22 protein-coding genes and 5 pseudogenes are annotated in these 23,356 nt (G+C 72.0%); 14 read left to right on the top strand and 13 right to left on the bottom strand.

The window, feature by feature from the left end:
• Both xdhC and E6U81_RS00125 read left to right on the top strand, forming a co-directional pair.
• Window positions 1-801 (top strand): annotated as a pseudogene (gene xdhC / locus E6U81_RS00130) (xanthine dehydrogenase accessory protein XdhC); the annotation flags it as partial.
• A gap of 326 nt (window positions 802-1,127) precedes the next feature.
• Window positions 1,128-1,871 (top strand): class I SAM-dependent methyltransferase, encoded by a 744-nt coding sequence (locus E6U81_RS00125; RefSeq protein WP_136227966.1) that lies wholly within the window; start codon window positions 1,128-1,130, stop codon window positions 1,869-1,871.
• Window positions 1,872-1,901: 30 nt separating this feature from the next.
• Here the strand turns inward: E6U81_RS00125 and E6U81_RS00120 are convergent, their stop codons facing one another.
• The 5 genes from E6U81_RS00120 to E6U81_RS00100 all read right to left on the bottom strand — a co-directional run bounded on the left by E6U81_RS00120 (window position 1,902) and on the right by E6U81_RS00100 (window position 5,832).
• Complete coding sequence (locus E6U81_RS00120) at window positions 1,902-2,354, bottom strand: flavodoxin family protein (protein WP_136227965.1); 453 nt, start codon at window positions 2,352-2,354, stop codon at window positions 1,902-1,904.
• A gap of 158 nt (window positions 2,355-2,512) precedes the next feature.
• Window positions 2,513-3,487 (bottom strand): aminoglycoside phosphotransferase family protein, encoded by a 975-nt coding sequence (locus tag E6U81_RS00115; protein WP_136227964.1) that lies wholly within the window; start codon window positions 3,485-3,487, stop codon window positions 2,513-2,515.
• 69 nt (window positions 3,488-3,556) lie between these two features.
• A complete protein-coding gene (locus tag E6U81_RS00110; protein ID WP_136227963.1) occupies window positions 3,557-3,949 on the bottom strand; it encodes a hypothetical protein in 393 nt (130 codons plus the stop codon).
• Window positions 3,950-4,321: 372 nt separating this feature from the next.
• A complete protein-coding gene (locus E6U81_RS00105) occupies window positions 4,322-4,783 on the bottom strand; it encodes a hypothetical protein (protein ID WP_136227962.1) in 462 nt (153 codons plus the stop codon).
• Between the two features lie 536 nt (window positions 4,784-5,319).
• Window positions 5,320-5,832, bottom strand: coding sequence for a universal stress protein (locus E6U81_RS00100; RefSeq protein WP_240803534.1), 513 nt, complete (start codon window positions 5,830-5,832; stop codon window positions 5,320-5,322).
• 299 nt (window positions 5,833-6,131) lie between these two features.
• On the opposite strand from E6U81_RS00100, the gene E6U81_RS00095 reads away from it, so the two are divergent.
• Window positions 6,132-6,467 carry an SAV_915 family protein gene (locus tag E6U81_RS00095; protein ID WP_136227961.1) on the top strand — a complete coding sequence of 112 codons (336 nt, stop codon included), beginning with the start codon at window positions 6,132-6,134 and terminating at the stop codon, window positions 6,465-6,467.
• A 13-nt stretch (window positions 6,468-6,480) separates the two neighbouring features.
• A complete protein-coding gene (gene lysA / locus E6U81_RS00090) occupies window positions 6,481-7,815 on the top strand; it encodes a diaminopimelate decarboxylase (RefSeq protein WP_136227960.1) in 1,335 nt (444 codons plus the stop codon).
• 15 nt (window positions 7,816-7,830) lie between these two features.
• On the opposite strand, the gene E6U81_RS00085 is transcribed toward lysA, so the two are convergent.
• Complete coding sequence (locus E6U81_RS00085) at window positions 7,831-8,253, bottom strand: MarR family transcriptional regulator (RefSeq protein ID WP_136227959.1); 423 nt, start codon at window positions 8,251-8,253, stop codon at window positions 7,831-7,833.
• Window positions 8,254-8,428: 175 nt separating this feature from the next.
• On the opposite strand from E6U81_RS00085, the gene eno reads away from it, so the two are divergent.
• Window positions 8,429-9,736 carry a phosphopyruvate hydratase gene (gene eno / locus E6U81_RS00080; protein ID WP_136227958.1) on the top strand — a complete coding sequence of 436 codons (1,308 nt, stop codon included), beginning with the start codon at window positions 8,429-8,431 and terminating at the stop codon, window positions 9,734-9,736.
• Window positions 9,737-9,751: 15 nt separating this feature from the next.
• On the opposite strand, the gene E6U81_RS39555 is transcribed toward eno, so the two are convergent.
• Complete coding sequence (locus tag E6U81_RS39555) at window positions 9,752-9,925, bottom strand: hypothetical protein (protein ID WP_168714510.1); 174 nt, start codon at window positions 9,923-9,925, stop codon at window positions 9,752-9,754.
• Between the two features lie 76 nt (window positions 9,926-10,001).
• Window positions 10,002-10,625: pseudogene (locus E6U81_RS00075) on the bottom strand (amino acid permease); the annotation flags it as partial.
• A 182-nt stretch (window positions 10,626-10,807) separates the two neighbouring features.
• Here E6U81_RS00075 and E6U81_RS00070 point away from each other — a divergent pair.
• From E6U81_RS00070 to E6U81_RS00040, 7 genes and pseudogenes are all read left to right on the top strand, one after another.
• Window positions 10,808-10,993, top strand: coding sequence for a hypothetical protein (locus tag E6U81_RS00070; RefSeq protein WP_136227957.1), 186 nt, complete (start codon window positions 10,808-10,810; stop codon window positions 10,991-10,993).
• A complete protein-coding gene (kdpF, locus tag E6U81_RS00065; RefSeq protein ID WP_136227956.1) occupies window positions 10,990-11,079 on the top strand; it encodes a K(+)-transporting ATPase subunit F in 90 nt (29 codons plus the stop codon). Before E6U81_RS00070 ends, kdpF begins: the two co-directional genes overlap by 4 nt.
• Before the next feature lie 8 nt (window positions 11,080-11,087).
• Window positions 11,088-12,752, top strand: coding sequence for a potassium-transporting ATPase subunit KdpA (gene kdpA, locus E6U81_RS00060; RefSeq protein WP_136227955.1), 1,665 nt, complete (start codon window positions 11,088-11,090; stop codon window positions 12,750-12,752).
• Window positions 12,749-14,854: a potassium-transporting ATPase subunit KdpB gene (kdpB, locus tag E6U81_RS00055; protein ID WP_136227954.1), complete on the top strand. Its 2,106-nt coding sequence runs from the start codon at window positions 12,749-12,751 to the stop codon at window positions 14,852-14,854. The genes kdpA and kdpB overlap by 4 nt, the downstream gene beginning before the upstream one ends.
• Before the next feature lie 6 nt (window positions 14,855-14,860).
• Window positions 14,861-15,577 (top strand): potassium-transporting ATPase subunit C, encoded by a 717-nt coding sequence (locus tag E6U81_RS00050; protein WP_136227953.1) that lies wholly within the window; start codon window positions 14,861-14,863, stop codon window positions 15,575-15,577.
• A gap of 141 nt (window positions 15,578-15,718) precedes the next feature.
• Window positions 15,719-15,844 (top strand): annotated as a pseudogene (locus E6U81_RS00045) (DNA-binding response regulator); the annotation flags it as partial.
• Window positions 15,844-17,287 (top strand): annotated as a pseudogene (locus E6U81_RS00040) (ATP-binding protein); the annotation flags it as partial. The pseudogenes E6U81_RS00045 and E6U81_RS00040, both read left to right, overlap by 1 nt.
• Here E6U81_RS00040 and E6U81_RS00035 read toward each other — a convergent pair.
• Window positions 17,280-17,999: an alpha/beta hydrolase gene (locus E6U81_RS00035; protein ID WP_136227952.1), complete on the bottom strand. Its 720-nt coding sequence runs from the start codon at window positions 17,997-17,999 to the stop codon at window positions 17,280-17,282. The pseudogene E6U81_RS00040 and the gene E6U81_RS00035 sit on opposite strands and share 8 nt — an antisense overlap.
• Before the next feature lie 93 nt (window positions 18,000-18,092).
• Complete coding sequence (locus E6U81_RS00030) at window positions 18,093-19,379, bottom strand: extracellular solute-binding protein (RefSeq protein WP_240803533.1); 1,287 nt, start codon at window positions 19,377-19,379, stop codon at window positions 18,093-18,095.
• A gap of 314 nt (window positions 19,380-19,693) precedes the next feature.
• Between E6U81_RS00030 and E6U81_RS00025 the strand changes: the two genes are divergently transcribed.
• Window positions 19,694-20,254, top strand: a complete 561-nt coding sequence (locus E6U81_RS00025) for a hypothetical protein (protein WP_136227950.1) — start codon at window positions 19,694-19,696, stop codon at window positions 20,252-20,254.
• 158 nt (window positions 20,255-20,412) lie between these two features.
• Here E6U81_RS00025 and E6U81_RS00020 read toward each other — a convergent pair whose 3' ends face one another.
• From E6U81_RS00020 to E6U81_RS00010, 3 genes are all read right to left on the bottom strand, one after another.
• A complete protein-coding gene (locus E6U81_RS00020; RefSeq protein ID WP_346766115.1) occupies window positions 20,413-21,267 on the bottom strand; it encodes an NmrA family NAD(P)-binding protein in 855 nt (284 codons plus the stop codon).
• A gap of 8 nt (window positions 21,268-21,275) precedes the next feature.
• Window positions 21,276-21,767 (bottom strand): hypothetical protein, encoded by a 492-nt coding sequence (locus E6U81_RS00015; protein WP_136227948.1) that lies wholly within the window; start codon window positions 21,765-21,767, stop codon window positions 21,276-21,278.
• Window positions 21,768-21,881: 114 nt separating this feature from the next.
• Window positions 21,882-22,400 (bottom strand): MarR family transcriptional regulator, encoded by a 519-nt coding sequence (locus E6U81_RS00010; protein WP_136227947.1) that lies wholly within the window; start codon window positions 22,398-22,400, stop codon window positions 21,882-21,884.
• A 445-nt stretch (window positions 22,401-22,845) separates the two neighbouring features.
• Here E6U81_RS00010 and E6U81_RS40690 point away from each other — a divergent pair.
• A pseudogene (locus E6U81_RS40690) lies at window positions 22,846-23,106 on the top strand (hypothetical protein); the annotation flags it as partial.
• Window positions 23,107-23,356: the final 250 nt, after the last annotated feature.

Genomic DNA, 23,356 nt, shown 5'->3' with positions numbered 1-23,356 from the left:
ATGGGCTGGGTGGCCGCGGTCGCGCGGTTGCGGGCACGCCGGGAACCCGGCGTGCTCGTGACCGTCGCGACCGTGCGCGGCCACGCGCCCCGCCGGGCCGGTGCCAAGCTCGTCGTGGGACGCACCGAGACCTGGGGGTCGATCGGCGGCGGGAACATCGAGGCCGTCGCCATCGACCGGGCGCGCGAGCTGAACGGCGCGGCCGATCCGGAGCCGGAACTGATGGAGTTCGCCCTCAACGACAAGGTCACCGGCCCGCACGGGGTGCAGTGCTGCGGGGGCTCCGTCACCGTGCTGCTCGAACCGCTGCCGGTGGTCGAGGCGGTGGCCGTCTTCGGCGTCGGGCACGTCGGCCTGGAGCTGGCGCGCATCCTGGCCCGCCACCACCTCGATCTGCACCTGGTCGACTCCCGCCCGGAGATGCTCACCGCCGAACGGCTCGGCGTGCTCGGGGACGCGGTGGCACAGATCCGGGTTCACCACACGCCGCTGCTTCCGGAGGAGGTGCTCGCGGAGCTGCCGCCCGGCGCCCACGTCCTGATCATGACCCACGATCACGCCGAGGACGCCGCGCTGTGCGACGCCGCCCTGCGCACGGCCGGCCTCGGCTCGATCGGTCTGATCGGCTCGTCGGCGAAATGGGCGCGGTTCCGGCAGCGCCTGGCCACCGAGGGCGGCCACGCCCCGGCCGCCATCGACCGGATCAAGACCCCGATCGGGATCCCGGGGATCACCGGCAAGGAACCGGCCGTCATCGCGGTGAGTGTGGCGGCGGACCTGCTCCGCACCTTCGAGCAGGACCGCCGCTGGTCCGTCCCGGACCCGGTGGCCGTGCCGGACCCGGTGGCCGTGCCGGACCCGGTGGCCGTCCCGGACCCGGTGGCCGCCGTTCCGTACCTGCCGGCGGCCGAGCCGGTGGCCGGGACGGCGGTCGGGACGGCGGTCGGCAACCAGTAGCCGCGGCGGCCCTCCGTACACGACGCCGGGACGCCGTCCGGATCTTTGTGGGTTCTGCCAGTACGGGCCTCCGCCCGGCCCCGTAGAGACTTCCGAACACAGGCCGCGGCAGGCTCCCCCTGGGACGGGGGTACGCGGCTCAAGCATGCCTGAACGGGGAGGACATCACCATGAGCGCACAGCAGCAGTACGACGAAATCGGCGAGGCCTACGAGGGGTTCAAGGGGCTGATCCTGGAACAGTACGTGGTGGTCCCGAGCTTCCTGGCGCTGGTCGGGGACGTGCGCGGCAGGTCGGTCATCGACCTGGCGTCCGGAACCGGCTTCTACAGCCGGGAGTTCAAGCGGCGCGGCGCCGCCGAGGTGCTCGGCATCGACGTCTCCGGCGAAATGATCTCTGTCGCGCAGCAGTTGGAGGACGCCGATCCGCTGGGCGTGCGCTACGAGGTCGGCGATGTGGCCGAACTGCGTCCCGTCGCCGAGCGCTTCGACATCGCCCTGGCCGTCCAGCTGCTCAACTACGCGGAGGACATCGCCACCACGGAGCGGATGTGCCGCGCTCTGCACCGCAGCCTGAAGCCCGGCGGCGAGCTCTTCCTGCTCAACCAGTCGCCCGACTTCCGCTTCGACGGTCCCGGCCCGGAGCGGTACGGCTTCCGCAGCGAGCTCACGGGGGTGGAGGTCGAGACCGGGCCGCAGGTGCGGACCACGGCGCTGCTCGACCCGCCGGTCTCGTTCACTGCCAACCGGCCGCGCCGCGACGTGTACGAGAAGTGCCTGCAGGCAGCCGGATTCGGCGAGTTGACGTGGGTGCCGCTGACGGTGTCGGAGGCCGGCGAGCGCGAGTTCGACGCGGAGTTCTGGGCGGACTTCCACGCCAACCCGCCGCTCGAGATGCTGCGCTGCCGCGCCTGACGGCCCGACCGGTCGGCGCGCGCGGCGCAGTCACCGCAGGAGCCGCCCGGCGAATGCGCGGGCGGCCGTCAGGTCGCCCGCGTCCGGCCGCCGCTTGTTGATGCCGCCGACCGGCCTGAACGGCGCCCACGTGTCGAAGGCGCGGCAGGTGAAGGTGGCTTCGACCGTGAGTCCCCTGCCCTCCAGGAGCCGGACGAGCGGCCGGGTGAACGGCGCGAACGGGAGCTCCGGCAGGCCGCTCGTGGCGAACACGAAGGCCCGCCCCGTCGACCTCGGCAGAGCGCGCACGAACGCGAGCAGGTCCGGGTGCATTGCTTGCGAGAACACGCCGGATCCGAAGCCCACCAGGTCGTGGTCCGACGGCTCCGCGACCGCCACGTCCTGCGGCGCGACCACGCGCGCGCCGAGCACCTCGGCCATCGCCTCCGCCACGCGCCGGGTATTGCCGTGGGACACGGACGTGCAGACGAGCAGGGTCTTCATGGGCTTCCCCTTCGGTCGTCGCCTTCACAGCAGAGACCGACCGGGCCAGCCGGATGTGACAGTCCCGCGCAGGGGACTTTCGGCAGTGCTCCCCGGCGGGTCGGCAGCCCGGGCGCAACCGGAGAGGCCGTGGTCCGCTCCGGCTGCCCGGTGACGGTTCAGGCGTAGCGCTCGAAGAGGGATTCGATGTAGCCCTCCAGCCGTTGCGTCAGGACGCCGGCCGTGAGATCGACGCGGCCCAGTTCCCGCCAGGGGACCCCGACCTTCTCCGCGTCGGGGGCGAAACCCAGCGCGTCCAGCAGCCGCCAGTAGAGGTGGGCGGCGCCGTCGTCCAGGCTTCCTCCCGCGGCGACGTAGCGGTCGGCGAAGCTCATGCCGGCGGGGACTCCGTGCAGCAGGGCGAGGGCCGTCGAGCAGTGGGCCACGTCCAGGTCGGCCGGCCCCCAGGAGGTCTCCACCCAGTCGACGACGCCACTGATCCGGAGATCGGCGCCGGTGCCCGTGAAGAGCACGTTGCCGGGATGGAAGTCACGGTGCAGGAACCGGCCCTGATGGGCCGGCGGCTCCCGGCGGATGACGTCGACCGCCCGCCTCCAGAGCTCGGTCCGCTCGGTGGCGGCGGGCGGGGTCACCCCTTCCGGAGAGGCCCAGGCCTGGTAGGTGCGGGGCCGTTGTGACGCGGTCACGGGCAGCCGGTGGATGCGCACGAGCTGTCGTGCGAGCAGTTCGGCACGGTCCTCGGCGCCCTGGTCGTCCATGCGCACGGTGCCGGGCAGGAGGGACATCAGCAGGGACGGGTGGTCGCAGTACTGCGCCGTCGCGTCCACCGCCGCGAGCGAGGCCGCGGGTACGTCCGTGCCCGCGAGCAGGCTCAGGATGGCCGCCTCGCGGTTCAGCAGGCCCTCCGCGTGCCGCGCGTAGAAGGGCTTGACGAAGGACCGCAGGACGAGGGAGCGCCGGCCGTCCGGACCGCAGAGGTCCAGGCGGCGCATCTGCGACGTCCAGCCGCCGCGCAGCCGCACGACCCTGTCGATGCGCTCCTCTCCCGGCAGCCCCTTCTCCACCCAGGAGCGCGTGGCGCTCCAGCCCTGACGGTCTGCATCCACCCCGGTGCTCCCGGTCCCCTCACCCATCGAGCCAGGCTATCCGCTCCGGCCGCCCGCTGCGGATGAGCTCGGTGTTCCGGCTCGGCCGGTTGGGGCTCATGCGCCGCGGTCGTCCTCGACGGTGACCTCGGCGGGCCAGGTGCCGTGGTCGATGAAGTACCCCACGGCGCGGGTGGCCACGTCGAAGGGGACGGTGTCCCGGTCGGCGTAGCCGTCGACCTGGCCGTTGGGCAGCGGGTAGCCGCCGGAGGTGCCCTCGGCGCGCGGATCCACGAGGTGCTCTCCCGGGTCGCCCTCCCCGTTCAGCAGTGCGACCATCGCGCGCTCGCCGTTGGTGACCACGTTCAAGAGCCGTCCCGCGTCGCTCTCGAACCAGGTGTCCAATGTCGCCCAGTCACGCCGGTGCCACAGCAGTCGTCCGGCCTCCGCACCGGAGTAGGCGTGGCCGGCAGACCCGTGCAGGTGCCAGCGGTTCGCAGCGTCGATCACGGTGCTCCTGCCTCGGTCCGGCGTACCCGAACGGCCGTATGCCAAGTGTGCAGCACGGGCGACGGAGAGCCGCCGTCCGGGTCCGGGACCGGACTTTGGTCCCGGCGTCCTCGGCGCAGGAGCGGCGCACCCCGCCGCCGAGGTCGCCACGTACGGCCTGTGGTGTTCCGAACGGACGCCGGATCCTCCACGTGTCGGCGACACCACTCTCGGCACCCCTCGGCCGGGCCGCGTGGCCGGCCGGCCGCTTCCTGCCGGACATGGCCGACTTCACGAGGCGCTGCGGGTCCGACGGCCTGCGTCCGGTCGCACTGCCGCGCCTGCGCCACGGCGGGACACGCCCTTGGACGGTGCCGCATGCGAACCGCGACGCTAGGACCTGGAGGCCCGTCCTGCCTGCTCCTCGCGGCCGTGCGAGAGCCGGCCGTGCAGGGCGGGACCGCCGACGGCCACCACGACGAACAGGATCACGGCGGTGATCAGTGCCGGTTCGGAGAACCACAGGCCGGCCGCCCAGTCGACGACCAGCGCGACGGCCACGAGGAGCACCTTCGCCGCCACCAGGCCGAGGAAGAGACCCCGGTCGAGCGGGGCCCTCCCGGTACGGGCGAGCCGACGGCCGACGAGCCGTCCGACCACGCTCACGCAGAGCACCACCAGGAGTACGCGCAGCGCGTGCTCCCACGCGGGAGTGTCCCCGCCGAAGGCCCACACCGCGCCCACGGCCGCGCCGGCGGCAGCGTAGGCGAACCGCTTGCGCGCGGACCCGGCCGTCGAGGGCCGTTCGCGAACAGGGCTCTGCCCGGCACACGCTCGGGCGCTGTAGACGGACATCTCTCGCCTTTCCTTGCAGGAAGTGAACAGAAAGCCTGAATAGCGACAAAACAACTTGCACTTCGAGTGTCATATGTTTGGGCGCGGCCGTCAAGCCCTCTGGGTGGCACCGCCCGGTGGCACGAGGTTTCCGCGGCGGAAAGCCCCTGGTAGCGGGCCTTCGGCGGGTAGCCCGCAGCACCGGAGGAGCGCGACCTTTGGCAGGCCCGACCGAGCACGGCCGGCCTCTCGGCGCCCGGGACGGCCGCGGGGGCGGCGCCGAGTGCGCCGGTCGACACGGTCGGGGTGGCGAGGGTGAGCGCGGCGGCCGGCACGCACCCGACCCGGTGGGCGGGGGCCGGGCGTCCCGGCCCGGCGGCCCGGGTGGGACCGCGTGGCCTTGCCGGCGCTCCGGGGCGGCCGCGACGGCGGCTCACCGCTCCTTTGCGTCGGGGTGGCGGTCGGCCACGCCCGGTCGTGCTGCGCGACCTCGACGCTCATGGCGCAGACCCGTCCGGTCCTGCGAGGAGCCGGCCCGCAGGACCCGGCCGGCTCCGTCAACCCGTCGGCTCCCGCAGGACCAGCGGCATCCGCAGCCGGTTGCGGCGGCGCTCCGCGGCGAGTGCGGCCTGGAGCGGGGACGGGGGAACCGCCAGGACCGGGCAGGGGGCGTGGGCGAGGCAGTAGCGGGCGACCGAGGGGCGCACGAGGCGGCGCAACGCGGCCCGGGAACCCGCGCCGACCACGAGGAGGTCCTCCGGGTCCCGGGCGACGTCGACGAGGGCCGCGCCCGGGGTTCCCCGTACGGTGAGGCCCTCGACGGGGACGCACGGCCACTCCACGCCGAAGGCCGCGTCGAGGGCTTCGCGCAGCCGGTCGGCGGCCGCCGACCGGTACTCCGTCAGGACGTCGGGCCCCCAGCCGTTGCGGCTTCCGAGTGCGCCGCCGGGCGACTGCCAGGCCAGGACGGCCAGCAGTTCCGCCCTGCGGACGCGGGCCTCGGCCGCCGCCCTGTGCAGTGCGGTCAGGCTGCCCGGGGTACCCGTCACACCGACCACGACTCTCGCCACGGCTTCCGTTCCCTTCTTCCGCTTGTGCCGGTTCACATGAAAGGGCTCCGGGGAGGATCCCGAGCGGCTGTTGACGGCTCCCTCACGCCGGGATCCGCAACCATGACGGCTTCCTGACGCCTCCCCTTCTCCGCCCCGGCCGTCAGCGATGCGTATGGACTCGGCCGGTCGCCGTAAGAGCCGCGTTACGGAGCGGACCCGGGCGGGGGGAGGCGGGGATAGCTTCGTTGCCGCGCCCCGGACCGCCTCCCCGCATCCGGGGCCCCATCCGCCACTCGTGGTTCCCCAGGGAGGGCCCCATGTGTCTGTTCCAGTACGACGACGACCCCGAGCCCGAAGAACGGGTCCCGGCCGGACCCCTCTACGTGCCCGTCCGGCCGGGTACCGCGGAGGTGGTGCTCCGGATGTTCCGCACCCCTCTGGGCGACCGCACCGCCGTCGGTTTCACCCGCCCCGACCTGCTGGCGGCGACGCTCGGCGCGGGGCACCCCTGGATCCGGCTGTCCGAGTCCGCGCTGCGCGCCCTGGCCGCACCGCTCGCCGGGTGCCGGCTCACGATCGACCCGACCCTCACCGCTCCCGCCGTCACCCCGGTGCCGGCGGGAGCGGCCGGCGTCGCGGCCAGCGCTCTCTGAGGGGGAAGTTCCGATGACCATTGCCGTTCTCTCCGAGGTCGCCACCGGCGCGGAGGATCTGTCCATCTGGCCCGCGTCCACGCGGCGGCTCCCGCACGGCGGCCTGGCCGTCGGCGGGGTGTCGCTGGCGGAGGTGGCCGACCGGTTCGAGACACCGGCCTACGTCCTGGACGAGGGGGAAGTGCGAGGGCGCTGCCGGACCTACCGGGACGCCTTCCCCGATGCAGACGTGCTGTACGCGGCGAAGGCGTTCCTGTCACGGGCCATGGTGCGCTGGGTACGGGAGGAAGGCCTCGGCCTGGACGTGTGCTCGGCCGGGGAACTGGAACTGGCCGTCACCGCGGGGTTCCCGCCCGAGCGGATCGTGCTGCACGGCAACGCCAAGTCGCCGCGCGACCTGGAGGCGGCGCTGCGCCTCGGCATCGGGCGGATCGTCATCGACGGCCCGTCGGAGATCGCCCGGATCGCGGCCGCTGTCGGCCCCGAGGGGCACCAGAGGGTCATGGTGCGGGTGGTGCCGGGGGTATCGGCCGGGGGCCACGACAAGATCCGTACGGGCACGGACGACCAGAAGTTCGGCCTGTCCCTCACCGACGGGGCCGCACAGCACGCCGTCGCGCGGATCCTGGGCCAGCCGCAGCTCGAACTGACCGGCCTGCACTGCCACATCGGCTCCCAGATCACCGAGGTGAAGCCGTACCTGGTGGCCCTGCGCCGGATGGTCGGGCTGATGGCCCGCATCCGCGACACGCACGGCGTCGTGCTGCCCGAGCTGGACATGGGCGGCGGCCACGGCATCGCCTACCGGCCCGGCGAACCCGCCCTCGACCTGACCGCGCTGGCCCGGCGGCTGCGCGCGGAACTCGTCGCGGGCTGCGCCGCGGCCCGGCTGACCGTACCGCGGCTCCTCGTCGAGCCCGGACGAGCCGTCGTCGGACCCGCCGGCGTCGCCCTGTACCGCGTGCTCGCCGTCAAGCACACCGGCGAGAAGGTGTTCGTCGCCGTCGACGGCGGCATGAGCGACAACCCGCGGCCCGCCCTGTACGGGGTGCGCTACGCGCCCCGCCTGATCGGCCGTGTCCCGACGGCCGGACCCCGTACGACCACGGTCGTCGGCCGGCACTGCGAGGCGGGCGACATCCTCGCGTCCGATGCGGAGCTGCCGGGCGACATCCACCCCGGCGACCTGCTCGCCGTACCGGTGGCCGGCGCCTACCAGCTGTCGATGGCCTCCGGCTACAACCTGGTCGGCCGCCCCGCGGTCGTCGCGGTCCACGAGGGCGCGGCCCGGGTTCTGGTCAGGCGCGAGACCTTGGACGACTTCCGCAGCCGGGACATCGGCGACTGACCTCCGGGACACGGCTCAGCGGGCGGCGAGCCGCTCCAGCAGGGCGGTGCTCCGCGCCAGCAACGCCCGCTCCTCATCGGTGAGTTCGGCCTCGATGGCCTGGGCGAGCCAGCCGGCTCTGCGACCGCGCTCGGCATCGAGGGCGGCCCGGCCCGCGTCCGACAGCTCGACCAGCGACTTGCGGCCGTCCGTGGGGTGCGGCCGGCGGGTGACCAGGTCCTGCTCCATGAGCAGCCCCACCGCCCGGGCCATCGACTGGGGGCGTACCCGCTGGTCGGCGGCGAGGTCGCTGGTGGTCAGGGGGCCGTTGCGGTCGAGCGCACCGAGCACGGCGGCCTGGCCCAGCGGGATGCGGTCCTCGTCCTTGACTCGCCGAACGAGCCTGCCCATCGCGATACGCAGTTCGGCGGCGATGGCGGCGGCTTCCGAGGTGGGCATAGGGCACTTTAACCCGTTGGTCAGCAAAGCTGTGCACCTGGTCTGTACAGCATTGCTGCGCAGCAATGCTGTACAGCAGAACTGAACAGCATTGCTGTATGGTTTGGGTCGTCGGGGCCGGCGCCAGCGCTGTCGCAGCCGGGGTCCCGGCACATGACAACGGGGAGGAACCACCATGTCCGCACATGCCGCCGGAAGCGTCGACGCCCGCATCGAGACCGTCACCGCCCGCCGGATCATCGACAGCCGGGGCAACCCCACCGTCGAGGTCGACGTCGTCCTGACGGACGGGTCCCTGGGGCGCGCGGCCGTCCCCTCCGGCGCCTCCACCGGCGCCCGGGAGGCCGTGGAACTGCGCGACGGGGACCCCGCGCGCTGGCACGGCAAGGGCGTGGACCGCGCGGTGGCCCACGTCAACGGGGAGATCGCGGCCGCCGTGCGCGGTCGGGACGCTGCGGACCAGGCGGGCCTCGACGCCGCACTGGTCGCGCTCGACGGCACGGCCGCGAAGTCCCGGCTCGGCGCGAACGCGATCCTCGGCGTCTCCCTCGCCGCCGCCAAGGCCGCGGCGGCGGCACACCGCCAGCCCCTCTACCGCTACCTCGGTGGTGCCGGCGCCGACCTCCTGCCGCTGCCGATGATGAACATCGTCAACGGCGGTGCCCACGCCGACAATCCGCTGGACTTCCAGGAGTTCATGATCGCGCCCGTGGGCGCGGACACCTTCGCCGAAGCCGTCCGCATGGGCAGCGAGGTCTTCCACACCCTGCGCCGCGACCTGCTGGCCGCCGGGCACTCCACGGGCGTCGGCGACGAGGGCGGCTTCGCACCGGCGCTGCGCACCGCCGAGGAGGCGCTCGACTTCGTGGTGGCGGCCGTCGAGCGCACCGGCTACCGCCCCGGTACGGACATCGGCCTGGTCATGGACCCGGCGTCGTCGGAGTTCTTCCGCGACGGGGTGTACGACTACGCGGGCGAGGGGGTGCGCCGCACCCCTTCCGAGCACGCCGACCACCTGGCGAAGCTCATCGACGCCTACCCGGTCGTCTCGATCGAGGACCCGATGGCGGAGAACGACTGGGACGGCTGGCGCGAGCTGACCGCCCGCGTCGGCGACCGCTGCCAGCTCACCGGCGACGACGTGTTCTGCACCGACGAGGCGCTGCTGCGCGAGGGCATCCGCACCGGCGTCGGGAACTCGGTCCTGATCAAGGTCAACCAGATCGGCACGCTGACCGAGGCGCTGGCCACGGTGGCCACGGCCCACCGGGCGGGCTGGACGGCCGTCATGTCGCACCGCTCGGGCGAGACGGAGGACACCACCATCGCGGATCTGGCGGTGGCGACCGGCTGCGGCCAGATCAAGACCGGCTCGCTCTCCCGCTCCGACCGCACGGCGAAGTACAACCAGCTCATCCGGATCGAGGAGGAACTGGGCGACGCGGCGCGCTTCGCAGGACGCTCCGCCCTGCGCCGGGCCTGAAGGGCGCACGGCCCCTCAGGGCCGGTAGACGATCTCGACGCCCATCGCGGCGATGATTCCCCAGACGCCGAGGCCGAGCAGCCACATGGCTTCGAGGGCGGCGCCGGCGGCGATGACGGTCAGGCCTAACGCCCCGAGGGCGCGTACGGTCCGGCGGATGCCGCGGTCGGGAAGCCAGTCGCTGGTCACGTGACGAGAATCCCGCCGGACCCCCGCGATGGCGAGGGTCCGGCGGGATTCCTGTCGTCGTCTTGATGCCGGTGCTTCAGCCGGCGTCGGCGGTGATGCGGAAGCGCAGCCGGCAGACGACCGCGTCGGTGTCCCGGCGGACGGCGTGGGCGACGACGGAGCCGCGCTGGTTCTGCAGCACCCGCTGCCAGAGGCGGGCGGGTTCGGTCTCCGGGATGAGGACGGTCACCTGGAGGTCCGGGCGGGCCCGCGCCAGTTCGCGTACGTAGCCGGAGACGGGTCGGCCGAGCGAGCGGGTGTCCGAGGGGAGTTCGACGAGTGTGACGCCTGGCTTCCACAGCTCCCAGTCGCGGCGGAGGGATTCGGCCGCCAACCGGTCCTCGGGGGCCGGGTGGGTGACGGTGACGGCGAGGACCTCGTCACCGAGCGAGCGGGCGGCGGTCAGTGCCTGGCAGGTGAGCCGGGACAGCCCGGAGACGGGGACGACGACCAGGGAGCGGGAGCGCCGGGGCGGCTGGGGGATGCGGCCGAGCTCCAGGCGTTCGCCGATCTCGGTGTACGCCCGGTGGACGCGGCCGAGTACGAGCACGATCAGCGGCAGGGCGAGGACGATCAGCCAGGCGCCCTCGGTGAACCTGGTCGCGGTGACGACGACCGCGCAGACGCCGGTCAGGAGCGCTCCGAAGCCGTTGAGGGCGGCGTCGAGACGGCACGGCCGCAGCGCCAGGGGCCTTGGCGGTATCCATACGGTTGCCGGCCCGGTCTTCACACGCTCCTGACGGAGTGGCCCGCCGTGAACCGGGCCGGTGTGTCCGACCAGGGACGACACAGCCGCGCGGGCGGTCGGCGTATGGGCGCCGTTAAGGGTTCGCCCACCCCCGTATGGGGGCCGTCAAGGGGTGCCGACACGTCGGCGGAGACGGGGTTGTCTGGTCATCGGCCGGATGGCCGATTCATTTCCACTCTCTTCATCAGGAGCTCACGGTGGCCGATCTGGCCTTCGTCGTCACCACGGTCGCGGTCTTCGCGCTGGTGGCCCTCATCGCCCGGGGGGTGACCAAGCTGTGAACGTCGAGAACATCGTCGGCCTCGTCGTGGCCGTCTCCCTGCTCGGTTACCTCGTCCTCGCCCTCGTGTACCCGGAGAGGTTCTGAGCACTGCCATGAGCCCCGTAACCGCTGGTGTGCTCCAGCTGCTCGCGCTGATCGCCGCGCTGGCCCTGGCCTACCGTCCGCTGGGCGACCACATGGCCCGCGTCTACTCCTCCGAGAAGCACTACAAGCCGGAGAAGTGGATCTACAGGGCCATCGGCGCCGATCCGTCGGCCGAGATGCGCTGGCCCGCCTACCTGCGCGCCGTCCTCGCCTTCTCCGCCGTGAGCGTCCTCTTCCTCTACCTGCTGCAGCGTCTGCAGGGCAGCCTGCCCGGCTCGCTCGGCTTCGTGTCGATCGACCCGGACCAGGCCTTCAACACGGCCGCGTCCTTCGTGGCGAACACGAACTGGCAGTCGTACTACGGCGAGCAGGCCATGGGCCACGTCGTACAGACCGGCGGCCTGGCCGTGCAGAACTTCGTCTCGGCCGCGGTCGGCATGGCCGTCGCGGTGGCCCTCGTACGGGGCTTCGCGCGCTCCCGTACCGGCGAGCTCGGCAACTTCTGGTCCGACCTGGTCCGCGGCACCGTCCGCATCCTGCTGCCGATCGCCGTGATCGGCGCACTCGTACTGGTGGCCTGCGGCGTCATCCAGAACTTCGCCGGGATCCACGAGGTCGGCCAGTTCACGGGCGGATCCCAGCAGTGGAACGGCGGCGCGGTCGCCTCGCAGGAGGTCATCAAGGAACTCGGCACGAACGGCGGCGGCTACTTCAACGCCAACTCCGCCCACCCCTTTGAGAACCCCACCCCGTTCTCAAACCTGTTCGAGATCTTCCTGATCCTCGTGATCCCCTTCGCGATGACTCGCACCTTCGGCAAGATGGTCGGCTCGGTCAAGCAGGGCTACGCGATCCTCGCGACGATGGGCATCATCTGGCTCGGCTTCACCGCGCTGATGATGTGGACCGAGTTCGCGCACCACGGCCCCGCCTTCGACGTCGCCGGCGGGGCGATGGAGGGCAAGGAGACCCGCTTCGGCATCGGCGGCTCCTCGATCTTCGCCGTGGCCACCACGCTGACGTCGACCGGCGCGGTGAACTCCTTCCACTCGTCCTACACCGGCTTCGGCGGCGGCATCACCATGCTGGGCATGCAGCTCGGCGAGATCGCGCCCGGAGGTGTCGGATCCGGCCTCTACGGCATGCTGATCATGGCGATCATCGCGGTGTTCATCGCCGGTCTGATGGTCGGCCGCACCCCCGAGTACCTGGGGAAGAAGATCGGCACCCGCGAGATCAAACTCGCCGCCTGCTACATCCTCATCACCCCCGCCCTGGTGCTGTGCTTCACCGCGGCCGCGATGACCCTGCCCACCCCGGGCAACTCCATGACGAACAGCGGGGCGCACGGCTTCTCGGAGATCCTCTACGCCTACACCTCCGGCGCCAACAACAACGGCTCGGCCTTCGCCGGCCTGAACGCCGACACCCAGTGGTTCAACAGCACCATCGGCATCGCCATGCTGCTCGGCCGCTTCCTGCCGATGGTCTTCGTCCTCGCGCTGGCCGGTTCGCTGGCCGAGCAGAAGCCCGTCCCCGAGACGGCGGGCACCCTGCGCACCGACAAGCCGCTCTACGCGGGCCTGCTCGTCGGCACGATCCTCATCATCACCGGTCTGACCTACTTCCCGGCCCTGGCGCTGGGTCCGCTCGCCGAAGGGCTCGCAGCATGAGCACCATCACTCCCACCAGGGCTCCGCACCAGGACGTGCCCACCGGCCACCAGCCGGACGGCGGACGCGTGGGCGGCGGCCTCTTCGACCCCAAGCAGCTGCTGAAGTCCTTCCCGGACGCGGTGCGCAAGCTCGACCCCCGCATCATGATCAAGTCCCCGGTCATGTTCGTGGTCCTGATCGGCTCGGTCGTCACCACCGTCCTGGCGGTCAAGGACCCGACGGACTGGTTCGGCTGGGCCATCACCGCCTGGCTGTGGCTGACCACGATCTTCGCCAACCTCGCGGAGGCCGTCGCCGAGGGCCGCGGCAAGGCCCAGGCCGACACCCTGCGCAAGGCCAAGACGGACTCCGTCGCCCGCCGCCTGACCAGTGACGGCAGAAACGAGGAACAGGTCCCCGGCACCGAACTGCGCATCGGCGACCTGGTCGTCTGCGAGGCCGGGGACGTCATCCCCGGCGACGGTGACGTCGTGGAGGGTGTCGCGTCCGTCGACGAGTCGGCCATCACCGGCGAGTCCGCGCCGGTCATCCGGGAGTCCGGCGGCGACCGCAGCGCGGTCACCGGCGGCACGAAGGTCCTCTCCGACCGAGTCGTCATCAAGATCACGACCAAGCCCGGCGAGACCTTCATCGACCGCATGATCGCCCTCGTCGAGGGCGCGGCACGGCAGAAGACACCCAATGAGATCGCGCTGAACATCCTCCTCGCGTCCCTCACGATCGTCTTCCTGCTCGCGGTCGTCACCCTCCAGCCGTTCGCGATCTACGCGGGCGCCGAACAGTCGATGATCGTGCTCACCGCGCTCCTGGTCTGCCTGATCCCCACCACCATCGGCGCGCTGCTGTCCGCGATCGGCATCGCCGGCATGGACCGCCTCGTCCAGCGCAACGTCCTCGCGATGAGCGGGCGTGCGGTCGAGGCGGCCGGCGACGTGTCCACGCTGCTCCTCGACAAGACGGGCACCATCACCCTCGGCAACCGTCAGGCCTCCGAGTTCATACCCGTCAAGGGCACGACAGAGGCCGAGCTGGCCGACGCCGCGCAGCTGTCGTCGCTGGCCGACGAGACCCCCGAGGGCCGCTCGATCGTGGTCCTGGCGAAGGAGAAGTACGGGTTGCGCGAACGCCACCAGGGTGAACTGGCCCAGGCCGAGTGGATCACGTTCACCGCCCAGACCCGCATGTCGGGCGTGGACGTGGACGGCAGGAAGACCCGCAAGGGCGCGGCCGGCTCCGTCATCACCTGGGTCAAGGAGCAGGGCGGCCGGGTCTCCGACGACGCCGACCTCCTCGGCAACCGCATCTCCGAGGCCGGCGGCACGCCGCTCCTGGTAGCGGTGGAGGACGAGAAGGGCGCCCGCGTCCTCGGTGTCATCCACCTCAAGGACGTGGTCAAGGAGGGCATGCGCGAGCGGTTCGACGAGCTGCGCCGCATGGGCATCAAAACGGTCATGATCACGGGCGACAACCCGCTCACCGCGAAGGCCATCGCCGAAGAGGCGGGCGTGGACGACTTCCTGGCGGAGGCGACGCCCGAGGACAAGATGGCCCTGATCAAGCGCGAGCAGGCGGGCGGCAAGCTCGTCGCGATGACGGGCGACGGCACCAACGACGCGCCGGCCCTGGCGCAGGCCGACGTCGGTGTGGCGATGAACACGGGCACCTCGGCCGCCAAGGAGGCCGGGAACATGGTGGACCTGGACTCCAACCCCACCAAGCTCATCGAGATCGTCGAGATCGGTAAGCAACTCCTCATCACACGGGGTGCGTTGACGACGTTCTCGATCGCCAACGACGTGGCGAAGTACTTCGCGATCATCCCCGCGATGTTCGCGGTCGTCCACCCGGGCCTGGACAAGCTCAACATCATGGGCCTGACCTCGCCGGAGTCGGCGATCCTCTCCGCCGTCATCTTCAACGCGCTGATCATCATCGCCCTGGTCCCGCTCGCCCTGAAGGGCGTGAGGTACCGGCCCACCAGCGCCGACAAGATGCTCCGCCGCAACCTCGGCCTGTATGGCGTGGGCGGTCTGATCGCCCCGTTCATCGGCATCAAGCTCATCGACGTCCTCATCTCCCTCATTCCCGGAATCGGTTGATCTGCGATGAACAACTCTGTGGGCAACACGGCCCGGCTGCTCGGCGCGGGCCTGCGGGCCCTGCTGGTCCTCACGGTGGTCTGCGGTGTGCTCTACCCGCTCGCCGTGACCGCGATCGCGCAGGCCCTGTTCAACGACAAGGCCAACGGCTCCGAGATCAAGGACGGGAGCGGCACCGTCGTCGGCTCCTCCCTCATCGGGCAGCGCTACGACCTGCCCAAGCAGAACCCCGACGACCCGGAGGAGGCGGCGAAGCCAGACCTCAGGTGGTTCCAGCCGCGCCCCTCGGGCGGCCTCGGCTCCAACAGCGTCAACACCCGGTACTCGCTGATTCTCTCCGGCGCGACCAACCGCTCCGCCGACGACGGCGCCGTGAACGGCCGCTGCACCGAGGACGCCGAGGAAGGCACCCTCTGCGCCCAGGTCGTCGCCGCCAAGGAAGCCGTCATCGCCGACAACTCCACCGCGGGCCACCAGGTCAGGCCCGAGGACGTCCCGGCCGACGCCGTCACCTCCTCCGGCTCCGGCCTCGACCCGAACATCTCCCCCGCCTACGCCGAACTCCAGGCGCACCGCGTCGCCGAGCGGAACGGCCTCACGGTCGCCCAGGTGGAGAAGCTGGTGGAGGACAGCACCCAGGGCCGCACCCTCGGCTTCATGGGCGAGCCGCGGGTCAACGTCCTCGAACTCAACACCGCCCTCAAGGCACTGGCCAAGAGCTGACGGCCGCCATGGCACGGGCCGTGGGCCGGCGCGGCGCGAACCCCTTCCGGGCCCGGCCGCCGGAAGGCGTCCCCGCGCCCCGCCGGCCCCGGCCGTGCCCGTGACACAAGGACCCGTGACACAAGGAAAGGCTGTGCACCGATGACCCGGGTGCTGGTGGTGGAGGACGACCCGCAGCTCGTCCGCGCGCTCAGGATCAACCTCCAGGCGCGCACGTTCGACGTGGAGGAGGCGTCCGACGGCAGTTCGGCCCTGCGGCTCGCGGCGAGCGGATCGTCGTAGGGCTGACCGGCGGCCCGGAGGGACGTACGCTCATCCGCCGGGCCGCACGGCTCGCCGAGAAGGGGCGGGCGGCGAGGTCCTGGCCGTCTACATCGCCCGCAGCGACGGGCTCACCTCCGCCTCCCCCAAGGAACTGGCCGTCCAGCGCACCCTGATCGAGGATCTCGGCGGCACCTTCCACCATGTCATAGGGGACGACGTCCCCGACTCGCTGCTGGAGTTCGCCCGCGGCTGCAACGCCACGCAGATCGTGCTCTCATCGTCGCCATCGTGATCTTCGTGGGTGTGGCCGTGTCCGTGGCGTCCGTGGTCGACTTGGCCGCCCGCCGCACCCACCAGGCCGCCAGGCTGCGCGCCGAGTCCGAGATCCTCTCCTTCCTCGCGGGCAGCGTCCTGCGCGGCGAGAACTCCCTCGACGCCCTCCTGGAACGCCTCCGCGAGACCTGCGCCATGCAGTCGGTGGCCCTGCTGGAGCGCACCGGCGAGGTCGACGCGTGGACCACGGCGGCGTCCGTCGGCCCCGGGCCGGTCGGCCGCCCCGAGGACCCCGACGTGGACCTGCCCATGGGCGACACCATGGCGCTGGCCCTCACCGGCCGGGTCCTCCCGGCCGCGGACCGCCGCGTGCTCGGCGCCTTCGCGGCCCAGGCCGCCGTCGTACTCGACCGCCAGCGGCTCGTGGACGAGGCGGGCAGGGCCAAGGAACTCGCCGAGGGGAACCGCATCCGCACCGCCCTGCTCGCCGCCGTCAGCCACGACCTGCGCACCCCGCTCGCCGGCATCAAGGCGTCCGTGACCTCGCTGCGTTCCGACGACGTCGAGTGGTCCGACGACGACAGGGCCGAGCTGCTCGAAGGCATCGAGGACGGCGCCGACCGCCTCGCGGCCCTCATCGGGAACCTCCTCGACATGTCCCGCCTGAACACCGGCACGGTCGTGCCGCTGATCCGGCTGACGGACCTCGACGAGGTCGTCCCGATGGCGCTGGGCGGAGTACCGGAGGACAGCGTCCTCCTGGACATCCCGGAAACGCTTCCGATGGTCGCCGTCGACCGCGGCCTCCTGGAGCGGGCCGTCGCCAACATCGTCGAGAACGCCGTCAAGTACAGCCCCGCCGGACAGCCCGTCCACGTGTCGGCCAGCGCCCTGGGGAGCCGTGTGGAGCTACGGGTGGTCGACCGCGGCCCCGGCGTCCCGGACGAGGCCAAGGACCGCATATTCGAGCCCTTCCAGCGCCACGGCGACGCCCCGCGCGGCGCCGGGGTCGGCCTCGGACTCGCCGTGGCCCGGGGCTTCATGGAAACCCTCGGCGGCACCCTGAACGCCGAGGACACCCCCGGCGGCGGACTCACCATGGTCCTCACCCTCCCCGTGACGAGCGGCACCGCGCCGGTTGCGCCGGAGCCCCCGGCCGCGGCGTTCACCTGACCCGTCCCGCGCCTCGACCGGTGGCTGTGACGCCTTCGTTGCGCCCGGGCGGGGTGCGGGCCGCCAGCAGTTCCAGGACGAGTTCCACGATGAGGTCGGGCTGTCCCACGAACGGGGAGTGGCCCGACTGCCACTCGCGCACGTCGGTGCAGCGCAAGGCCATCCTCCGCTGGAGGCGCGGGTCGATGGCCCGGTCCGATGCACAGACGACGTAGGTGGAGGGAGTGTCCTTCCAACTGCGGTGCTCCGGTACTCCCCGTCCGCAGCCCGGGGCCTGCGCCCGCAGGAGGCCGACCGCCCGGGCGGCGAGGGGTTCGGGGCAGTCGCCGTAGAGGGTGTCGACGGCCCGTTCGGGGTGCAGACCGGTCGAGCCGTCGGGCCCAGGAACCACCGCGGCCCGAAGCTGCGGGGACGCACCGCCCAGACCGGCCGCACTCTCGCCCGCATCCGGCACGAAGGCCGCCAGATAGACAAGGTGCCCCGCTCCGCGCACTCCGGTGATCACCGACCCTCCGTAGGAGTGGCCGAGCACGATCGGGGGCTCCGGCAGCACCTCGACGGCCGCCTGGACGGCGGCTGTGTCAGCGGACAAAGAGCCCCGGTGGAGTTCGGGAACGACGACCTCGGTTCCCGCGGTCCGCAATCGTTCCGCCAGCACCGCGAAGTGCTCGGGACGGTGATACAAGCCGTGAACGAGCACGACAGCGGCCAACTCGCCCGCCTCCTCGGATCGACACCGGGCCGGTCGGCCCAGCTCCACAGCATGCCCGGGCAGGAGCCGGGGGAAGAACAGCGGGAGGAGGGGTCAGGTCCTGTCGGCGGCTTTCTCGGCCTTTTCGGCCATGTCCTCCAGGACTGCCTTCGGGTCGCCTCCCGGCTCGACGGCGCGGCCGATGTTGCGCTTGATGGTGTCGCTCACCGTCACCCAGGACGGGTTGTTCACCGGGTAGAGCCGGGCCGTCCGCAGGGCGTTCAGGAAGTCCTCGTCGGTCCGGCTGAGCCCGCCGCCGGCCGGGGTCCGTGCGGCGGAGGCGGTGGCCGGCAGCAGGTGGTAGCGGCCCACGAAGTCCGACAGGTTCTTGTCCTGGTAGACGAACTCCAGGAACTTGCCTATCTCGGCGCGCTTGTCGTTCTGCTTGAAGGCCACCATCCAGTCGGCGACGCCGACCGTCGGCGGGCTTTCCCCGCTGCCCAGGGAGTCCGAGACCGGCATGGCGACGGTGCCGACGCCGATGCCCTTTGCCGCCGCCTCGTGGGCGAGCGACGGGTAGCCGTTGAGCATGCCGACCTCGCCCCGCAGGAAGGCGGCGAACGCGTCGGCGCGGTTCATCTCCGCCGGTGCGGTGGGCCCGACGAGGCCGGGGGTGACCAGGTTGTCCCTGACCCACTGCCAGGTCCGGATGTTCTTCTCGGAGTCCAGGCTGTAGCTGCCCCGCCCGTCGGCGTAGCCGCCGCCGTTGCTGAGCTCCCAGATCAGGGCCTCGGCGTGCGCCTCCTCGGGGCCCAGCGGCAGGGCGTACGGGTACTTCACCCCCTTGTCCTTGAGGGCTGTGGCGGCGGCCTTGAGGTCGGACCAGGTCTTGGGGGCCTCCTTCACGCCCGCCTTGGTGAACAGCGCCTCGTTGTAGAAGAGCAGGCGGCTGCTCGCGACGAAGGGCAGGCCGTAGAGGCGGTTGTCGAAGGTGCCCGCGTCGGCGAGCGGCTGGAGGAAGTTCGCCTCTGCGCCCACCGAGAGGAGCTCCTCGGCCGAGTACAGCTTCCCCTGGGCGGCGAAGTCCGAGTAGGAGCCCATGAGCGCCACGTCGGGTGCCTTGCCGGCCTTCACCATGCGGGAGACCTCGCGGTCGATGTCGGCCCACGGCAACAGCCGGACCTCGACCTTGATACCGGGATGGGCGTCGGTGAACGCGTCCGTCACCTTGTCCCAGTAGGCCTTGGAACTGTTGGCCGGGGTGTCGCCGTACTCGGCGGCCACCAGGCGGAGCGTGCCGCTGTCACCCGCGCCGCCGTCCGGGGCACCGCATCCGGAGAGTTGCGGCAGGAGGCCGAGTACGGCGGCGGTGGCGGCCGGCCCGAAGATCTTTCGTCGCACGAGCGTATTTCCCCTGATGTCGCGTGGATGTTGCCGCGCACGGTGCACCCTGCCGGGGCTGCCCTGCGCTCCAGTGGCCGGAATCATCTCCCGGGATTGGAGTGATTGATTCCGCTCTGACAGCAGGTGTGGCCGATGATCCAGCCGAGGGTGCGCCCGCTTGTTCGTTCCGACGAGGCTCCGGGCGGTCCGACGCGCGTAGAACGGGCCCGGGGCCGTTCGGCGGGATGGTGAAACGCTCCGTCGGCCCCCTTCGGGTGAGCGGGACGCGCGCCCGGCGCAGTCGGCGCCGGGCCCGGGTCGAGGATGCGCGCATGCGACTCTCCTCGACCGTGCCCCGCCGCGTCCTCCTTCCCTTCGTCGCCGCCGTCGCCCTGCTGGCCACCGGCGGCACCGCCGCGGTCACCGCCGCGGACGCCTGCGGTTCGATCATCACCGCGCCGCTGGCCCCGCCGGTCCGGGCGGACGATGCCTGCCCCAGCACGGATCCGGTCGTGTGCCGCATCCGCGTCATGCCCATGGACGAGAAGGTCGAGGCGCAGCGGACCCGGATCCGCTACCACGACCTGCTGGAGGCCATGCACCGCACCGAGGCCGACATGCGCCGAGCGGGCGCGTCCGACGAGGAGATCGCCCGGGAGCTCGTCGACATGCGCAACCAGGCGAAGGAGATCACTCGCGCGGGCATGTCCCCGGAGGAGGTCCGGATCCTGGAGGAGCGCAACATCGCCAAGTACGGCAACCCCCTCGGGCCCACCGCCGAACAGCTCTACGCGAAGTACGGCTCCTGGCAGAAGGTCACCGACGCTTCCATGCGCACCAGCTACGCCGTCGACCGCGAGCTCGCCCTGGAGTACCGCCCCTGCCCGGTCTGAACGGATCCCGCCGGAGCCTTGGTTGCGGCCCCGCCCCCAGAGCGTGCGCGTGGCGCGCAGGGGCGGGGCCGCGGCGTAGGGGCGTGCTCGGCGCTCGGCGCCGCCGGGGGCCGGTGTCATGATCATGGTTCACCCGGATTGCCCCGGGGTCCGTCGGCCTACCTGCGGAAATGGTCCCGGTGTTCATGGAGGAAGGCGTCGAGTGTCCGGGGCGGGCGGCCGAGGATGCGCGCGACGTCGTCGGTGGGGTATTCGGGTCGGGCGACGGCGAGTTGCTGGATCTCCGTCACATGGCCGGCGAGCCAGACGGGCATCTGCGCACGCCGGACGAGGTGGTCGCGCAGCTCGTCCGGGGCGAGATCCACGTAACGGACCCGATGCCCCGTCAATATGCTGAACCGATCGGCCAGTTCGGGGTGCGCAACAACCTCCGGACCCGTGAGGACGTGGCTGCCGCCCGCGATGTCGGGCCCGGTGAGCACGGCGGCGGCCGCATCGCCGATGTCGCGGCAGTCGACGTAGTTGCAGGGCGCCTCGCCCATGGCGCCGAGCATCACGCCCTGGGCGACGGCGGGGGCCATCCGCAGGAGGTTCTGCATGAACGCGTAGGGGCGCAGGACGGTGTGGCTCATCCCGAGCGTGCGCAGGTGTTCCTCCACGGCATGGTGTCCGCGGGAGACCGCGACCGGGGAATCGGGTTCGGCCGCGGGGGCGGAGATCTTGACGACGTGTCCGACGCCGGTCTGCGCGGCGATGTCGAGGACACGGGTTTCGAGCGCCACCTGCGCGGGGCCGTTCGCCATGGCGAGGAAGAGCCGGCTCGCGCCCTCGAAGGCGGTGCGCAGCGCGTCGGGGTCCGCGGCGTCGGCGTACCGGACCTCCAGGATCGGGCGGTGCGCGTCGGTGACGCCGGGTATCGGCCGGTGCGGGGTACGGGTGAGCGCGCGGACGGGTGCGCCGAGCGCGAGGAGGCTGTGGAGCAGGGCGTTGCCGGTCGCTCCGGTCGCTCCCATGACGACGATCATCGGGTGTCCTCTCTTGCCGGTGGGTCGGGGTGCCAGCGGGCGAAGGCGCTTCGCCAGCGGAGGGTGACGACGGCGGTGGCGAGCGCCGCGGACACGGGCAGGTCGATGCGCAGGCGCTCCGGTCGAAGGCCGGCGGGGGCGAGGCTGTGAGCGGGCAGCCACAGGGCGGCGCACCACCCCAGCAGCGCCGCCGCCCCGGTGGCGGCGACGACCAGTACGACGGCCACGACGACCCTCGGCAGGTCGGTGGTCCAGCGTCGGGGCCGGCCCCCGCTCCTCAGCCAGGCGCCGACCACGAGCGCCGCCAGGGCGGAGGTGCCCGCGATGGAGGTGACGGCGGCCGCGGCCAGATCCCGCTGCCCGGTGGCGACGGCGGCGGCGCCGGCCGTCAGCGCGGGGGCGGCGTAGGCGGTCAGCACCTCGCGCCACAGGGCGAACGGCCGGGGCGTCACACGGCTGCGGCCGGCCCTGTCCTTCGTTGCGGGCATGGTGGCCCTTTCTCGCTCGTGCCGGGAGGAACAAGCCCCGGCAATGTAATTAGTTGCCTAACTATCGGCCCGAGAAAAAGGCCCTGCCCGCCAGGGCGGGGCCGGACGGGCGGGTCAGTCGGCGGCCAGCGCCTCGCTGCCGCGCACCACACGGGCCAGCAGGTCCAGAAACACCGCACGCTCCTCGACGGAGAGCCCGCCCACCATCGCCTCCAGCCGCCCGAAATGGTCGGGCGCCATGTCGCGCAGGCGCTGCGCGCCCCGCGCCGTCAGGATGGCGACCGTCCCCCTGCCGTCCTCCGCGGACGGGCGCCGGGCGATCAGGCCGTCGCGTTCCAGGCCGTCCAGCAGGCCGGTGACCGTGGCCCTGGAGACGTCGAGGTCGGCGGCGAGGTGCGAGGGGGACTTCTCCCCGCCGTGGTCCTCGAGGTCGGCGAGCAGGCGGTAGCGGCCCGTCGACAGGCCGAACCTGGCGAAGTGCGCCTCGGCCGCCCGGCCGACCCGCGCACCCGCCGAGATCAGCCGCACCGCGACCAGCACCGCCTGCGGATCGGCGTCCAGGCCGTAGTGCTCGACCTGCCGCCTGGCCTGGTCCAGCGTGGGCGCCCGGCCGTCGGTCCCGTTCTCCGTCATGCAAGTAATATGGCACCTAATGACTTTGCTGTCCAGAGGTCGCGTCCATCAGGTCCGGCCGAACATTAAGGGCGGTTCAAGCGGCCCTTAAGGCCGCCTGAGGTCTCCGCGCCGATCGAGGGCGCCACCGCGAGCGCACCCGCCCGCATCGCCCCGGGCGACGCACCTTCCACCTGGGACTTCGCACGCGCTCGCCGGGCCTCGAACCCTCCGCGGCACGGGCGCGAGAGCACGCGAACCGTCCTCACCACCGGATTTGTAATGCGGCGACAAGAACCGAACCCGTGCGTGACCTCGGGCGTATGCAGGACGAGGGAGACAGCGTCCATCGGATCGAGGAGTGTCCATGTCCCGGAAACGAACGATGAGTTCCATGAAGAAGCTCGTGCTCTCCGTCACCACGGGAACCCTGGTGACCGGAGGGGTCATCGCCACGGTGGCGACCGGCAACGCCTCCACCCCCGACGTCGTGTGCCCGGGGTCGACGGTGACGCTGTCGGGCGAAGCCGGTCCGCCGGCGGCCACCAGCGGAACCTTCCCCGTCGGAACAAAGCTGAAGGTCACCAACCTCGACAACGGCCAAGCCACGACCGTCACCGTCAACGGCCCCTCCGGCAGCTGCGTCCTCCTCAACAACGCAGCCTTCGACAAGGTCCGAGAACCCGGAAAGAACCTCATCCGACGAGCACGCGTCGAACGCGTGGGCGGCGGCGATGCACCGGCCACGGCGGCAAGCCCTCCCCCCGCGGCGGCGAACCCCTCCGCCGCGGCGGGCGCCCAGGCACCGCCCGCCACCGGCGAGGTGGTGTGCCCGGGGTCGACGGTGACCCTGTCGGGCGAAGCCGGTCCGCCGGCGGCCACCAGCGGAACCTTCCCCGTCGGAACAAAGCTGAAGGTCACCAACCTCGACAACGGCCAAGCCACGACCGTCACCGTCAACGGCCCCTCCGGCAGCT

Source organism: Streptomyces sp. A0592, assembly GCF_004795115.1.
GTDB lineage: Bacteria > Actinomycetota > Actinomycetes > Streptomycetales > Streptomycetaceae > Streptomyces > Streptomyces erythrochromogenes.
The sequence above is the reverse complement of the archived record's forward strand: the minus strand, read 5'-3'. Positions and strand labels throughout refer to the sequence as shown.

Excerpts from the sequence above, each read along its gene's own strand:
- E6U81_RS00125 (WP_136227966.1), top strand. The coding sequence starts at position 1,128 with ATGAGCGCACAGCAGCAGTACGACGAAATCGGCGAGGCCTACGAGGGG.
- E6U81_RS00120 (WP_136227965.1), bottom strand. The coding sequence starts at position 2,354 with ATGAAGACCCTGCTCGTCTGCACGTCCGTGTCCCACGGCAATACCCGG.
- E6U81_RS00115 (WP_136227964.1), bottom strand. The coding sequence starts at position 3,487 with ATGGGTGAGGGGACCGGGAGCACCGGGGTGGATGCAGACCGTCAGGGC.
- E6U81_RS00105 (WP_136227962.1), bottom strand. The coding sequence starts at position 4,783 with ATGTCCGTCTACAGCGCCCGAGCGTGTGCCGGGCAGAGCCCTGTTCGC.
- E6U81_RS00095 (WP_136227961.1), top strand. The coding sequence starts at position 6,132 with ATGTGTCTGTTCCAGTACGACGACGACCCCGAGCCCGAAGAACGGGTC.
- lysA (WP_136227960.1), top strand. The coding sequence starts at position 6,481 with ATGACCATTGCCGTTCTCTCCGAGGTCGCCACCGGCGCGGAGGATCTG.
- E6U81_RS00085 (WP_136227959.1), bottom strand. The coding sequence starts at position 8,253 with ATGCCCACCTCGGAAGCCGCCGCCATCGCCGCCGAACTGCGTATCGCG.
- eno (WP_136227958.1), top strand. The coding sequence starts at position 8,429 with ATGTCCGCACATGCCGCCGGAAGCGTCGACGCCCGCATCGAGACCGTC.
- E6U81_RS00070 (WP_136227957.1), top strand. The coding sequence starts at position 10,808 with ATGGGGGCCGTCAAGGGGTGCCGACACGTCGGCGGAGACGGGGTTGTC.
- kdpA (WP_136227955.1), top strand. The coding sequence starts at position 11,088 with ATGAGCCCCGTAACCGCTGGTGTGCTCCAGCTGCTCGCGCTGATCGCC.
- kdpB (WP_136227954.1), top strand. The coding sequence starts at position 12,749 with ATGAGCACCATCACTCCCACCAGGGCTCCGCACCAGGACGTGCCCACC.
- E6U81_RS00050 (WP_136227953.1), top strand. The coding sequence starts at position 14,861 with ATGAACAACTCTGTGGGCAACACGGCCCGGCTGCTCGGCGCGGGCCTG.
- E6U81_RS00025 (WP_136227950.1), top strand. The coding sequence starts at position 19,694 with ATGCGACTCTCCTCGACCGTGCCCCGCCGCGTCCTCCTTCCCTTCGTC.
- E6U81_RS00020 (WP_346766115.1), bottom strand. The coding sequence starts at position 21,267 with ATGGGAGCGACCGGAGCGACCGGCAACGCCCTGCTCCACAGCCTCCTC.
- E6U81_RS00015 (WP_136227948.1), bottom strand. The coding sequence starts at position 21,767 with ATGCCCGCAACGAAGGACAGGGCCGGCCGCAGCCGTGTGACGCCCCGG.
- E6U81_RS00010 (WP_136227947.1), bottom strand. The coding sequence starts at position 22,400 with ATGACGGAGAACGGGACCGACGGCCGGGCGCCCACGCTGGACCAGGCC.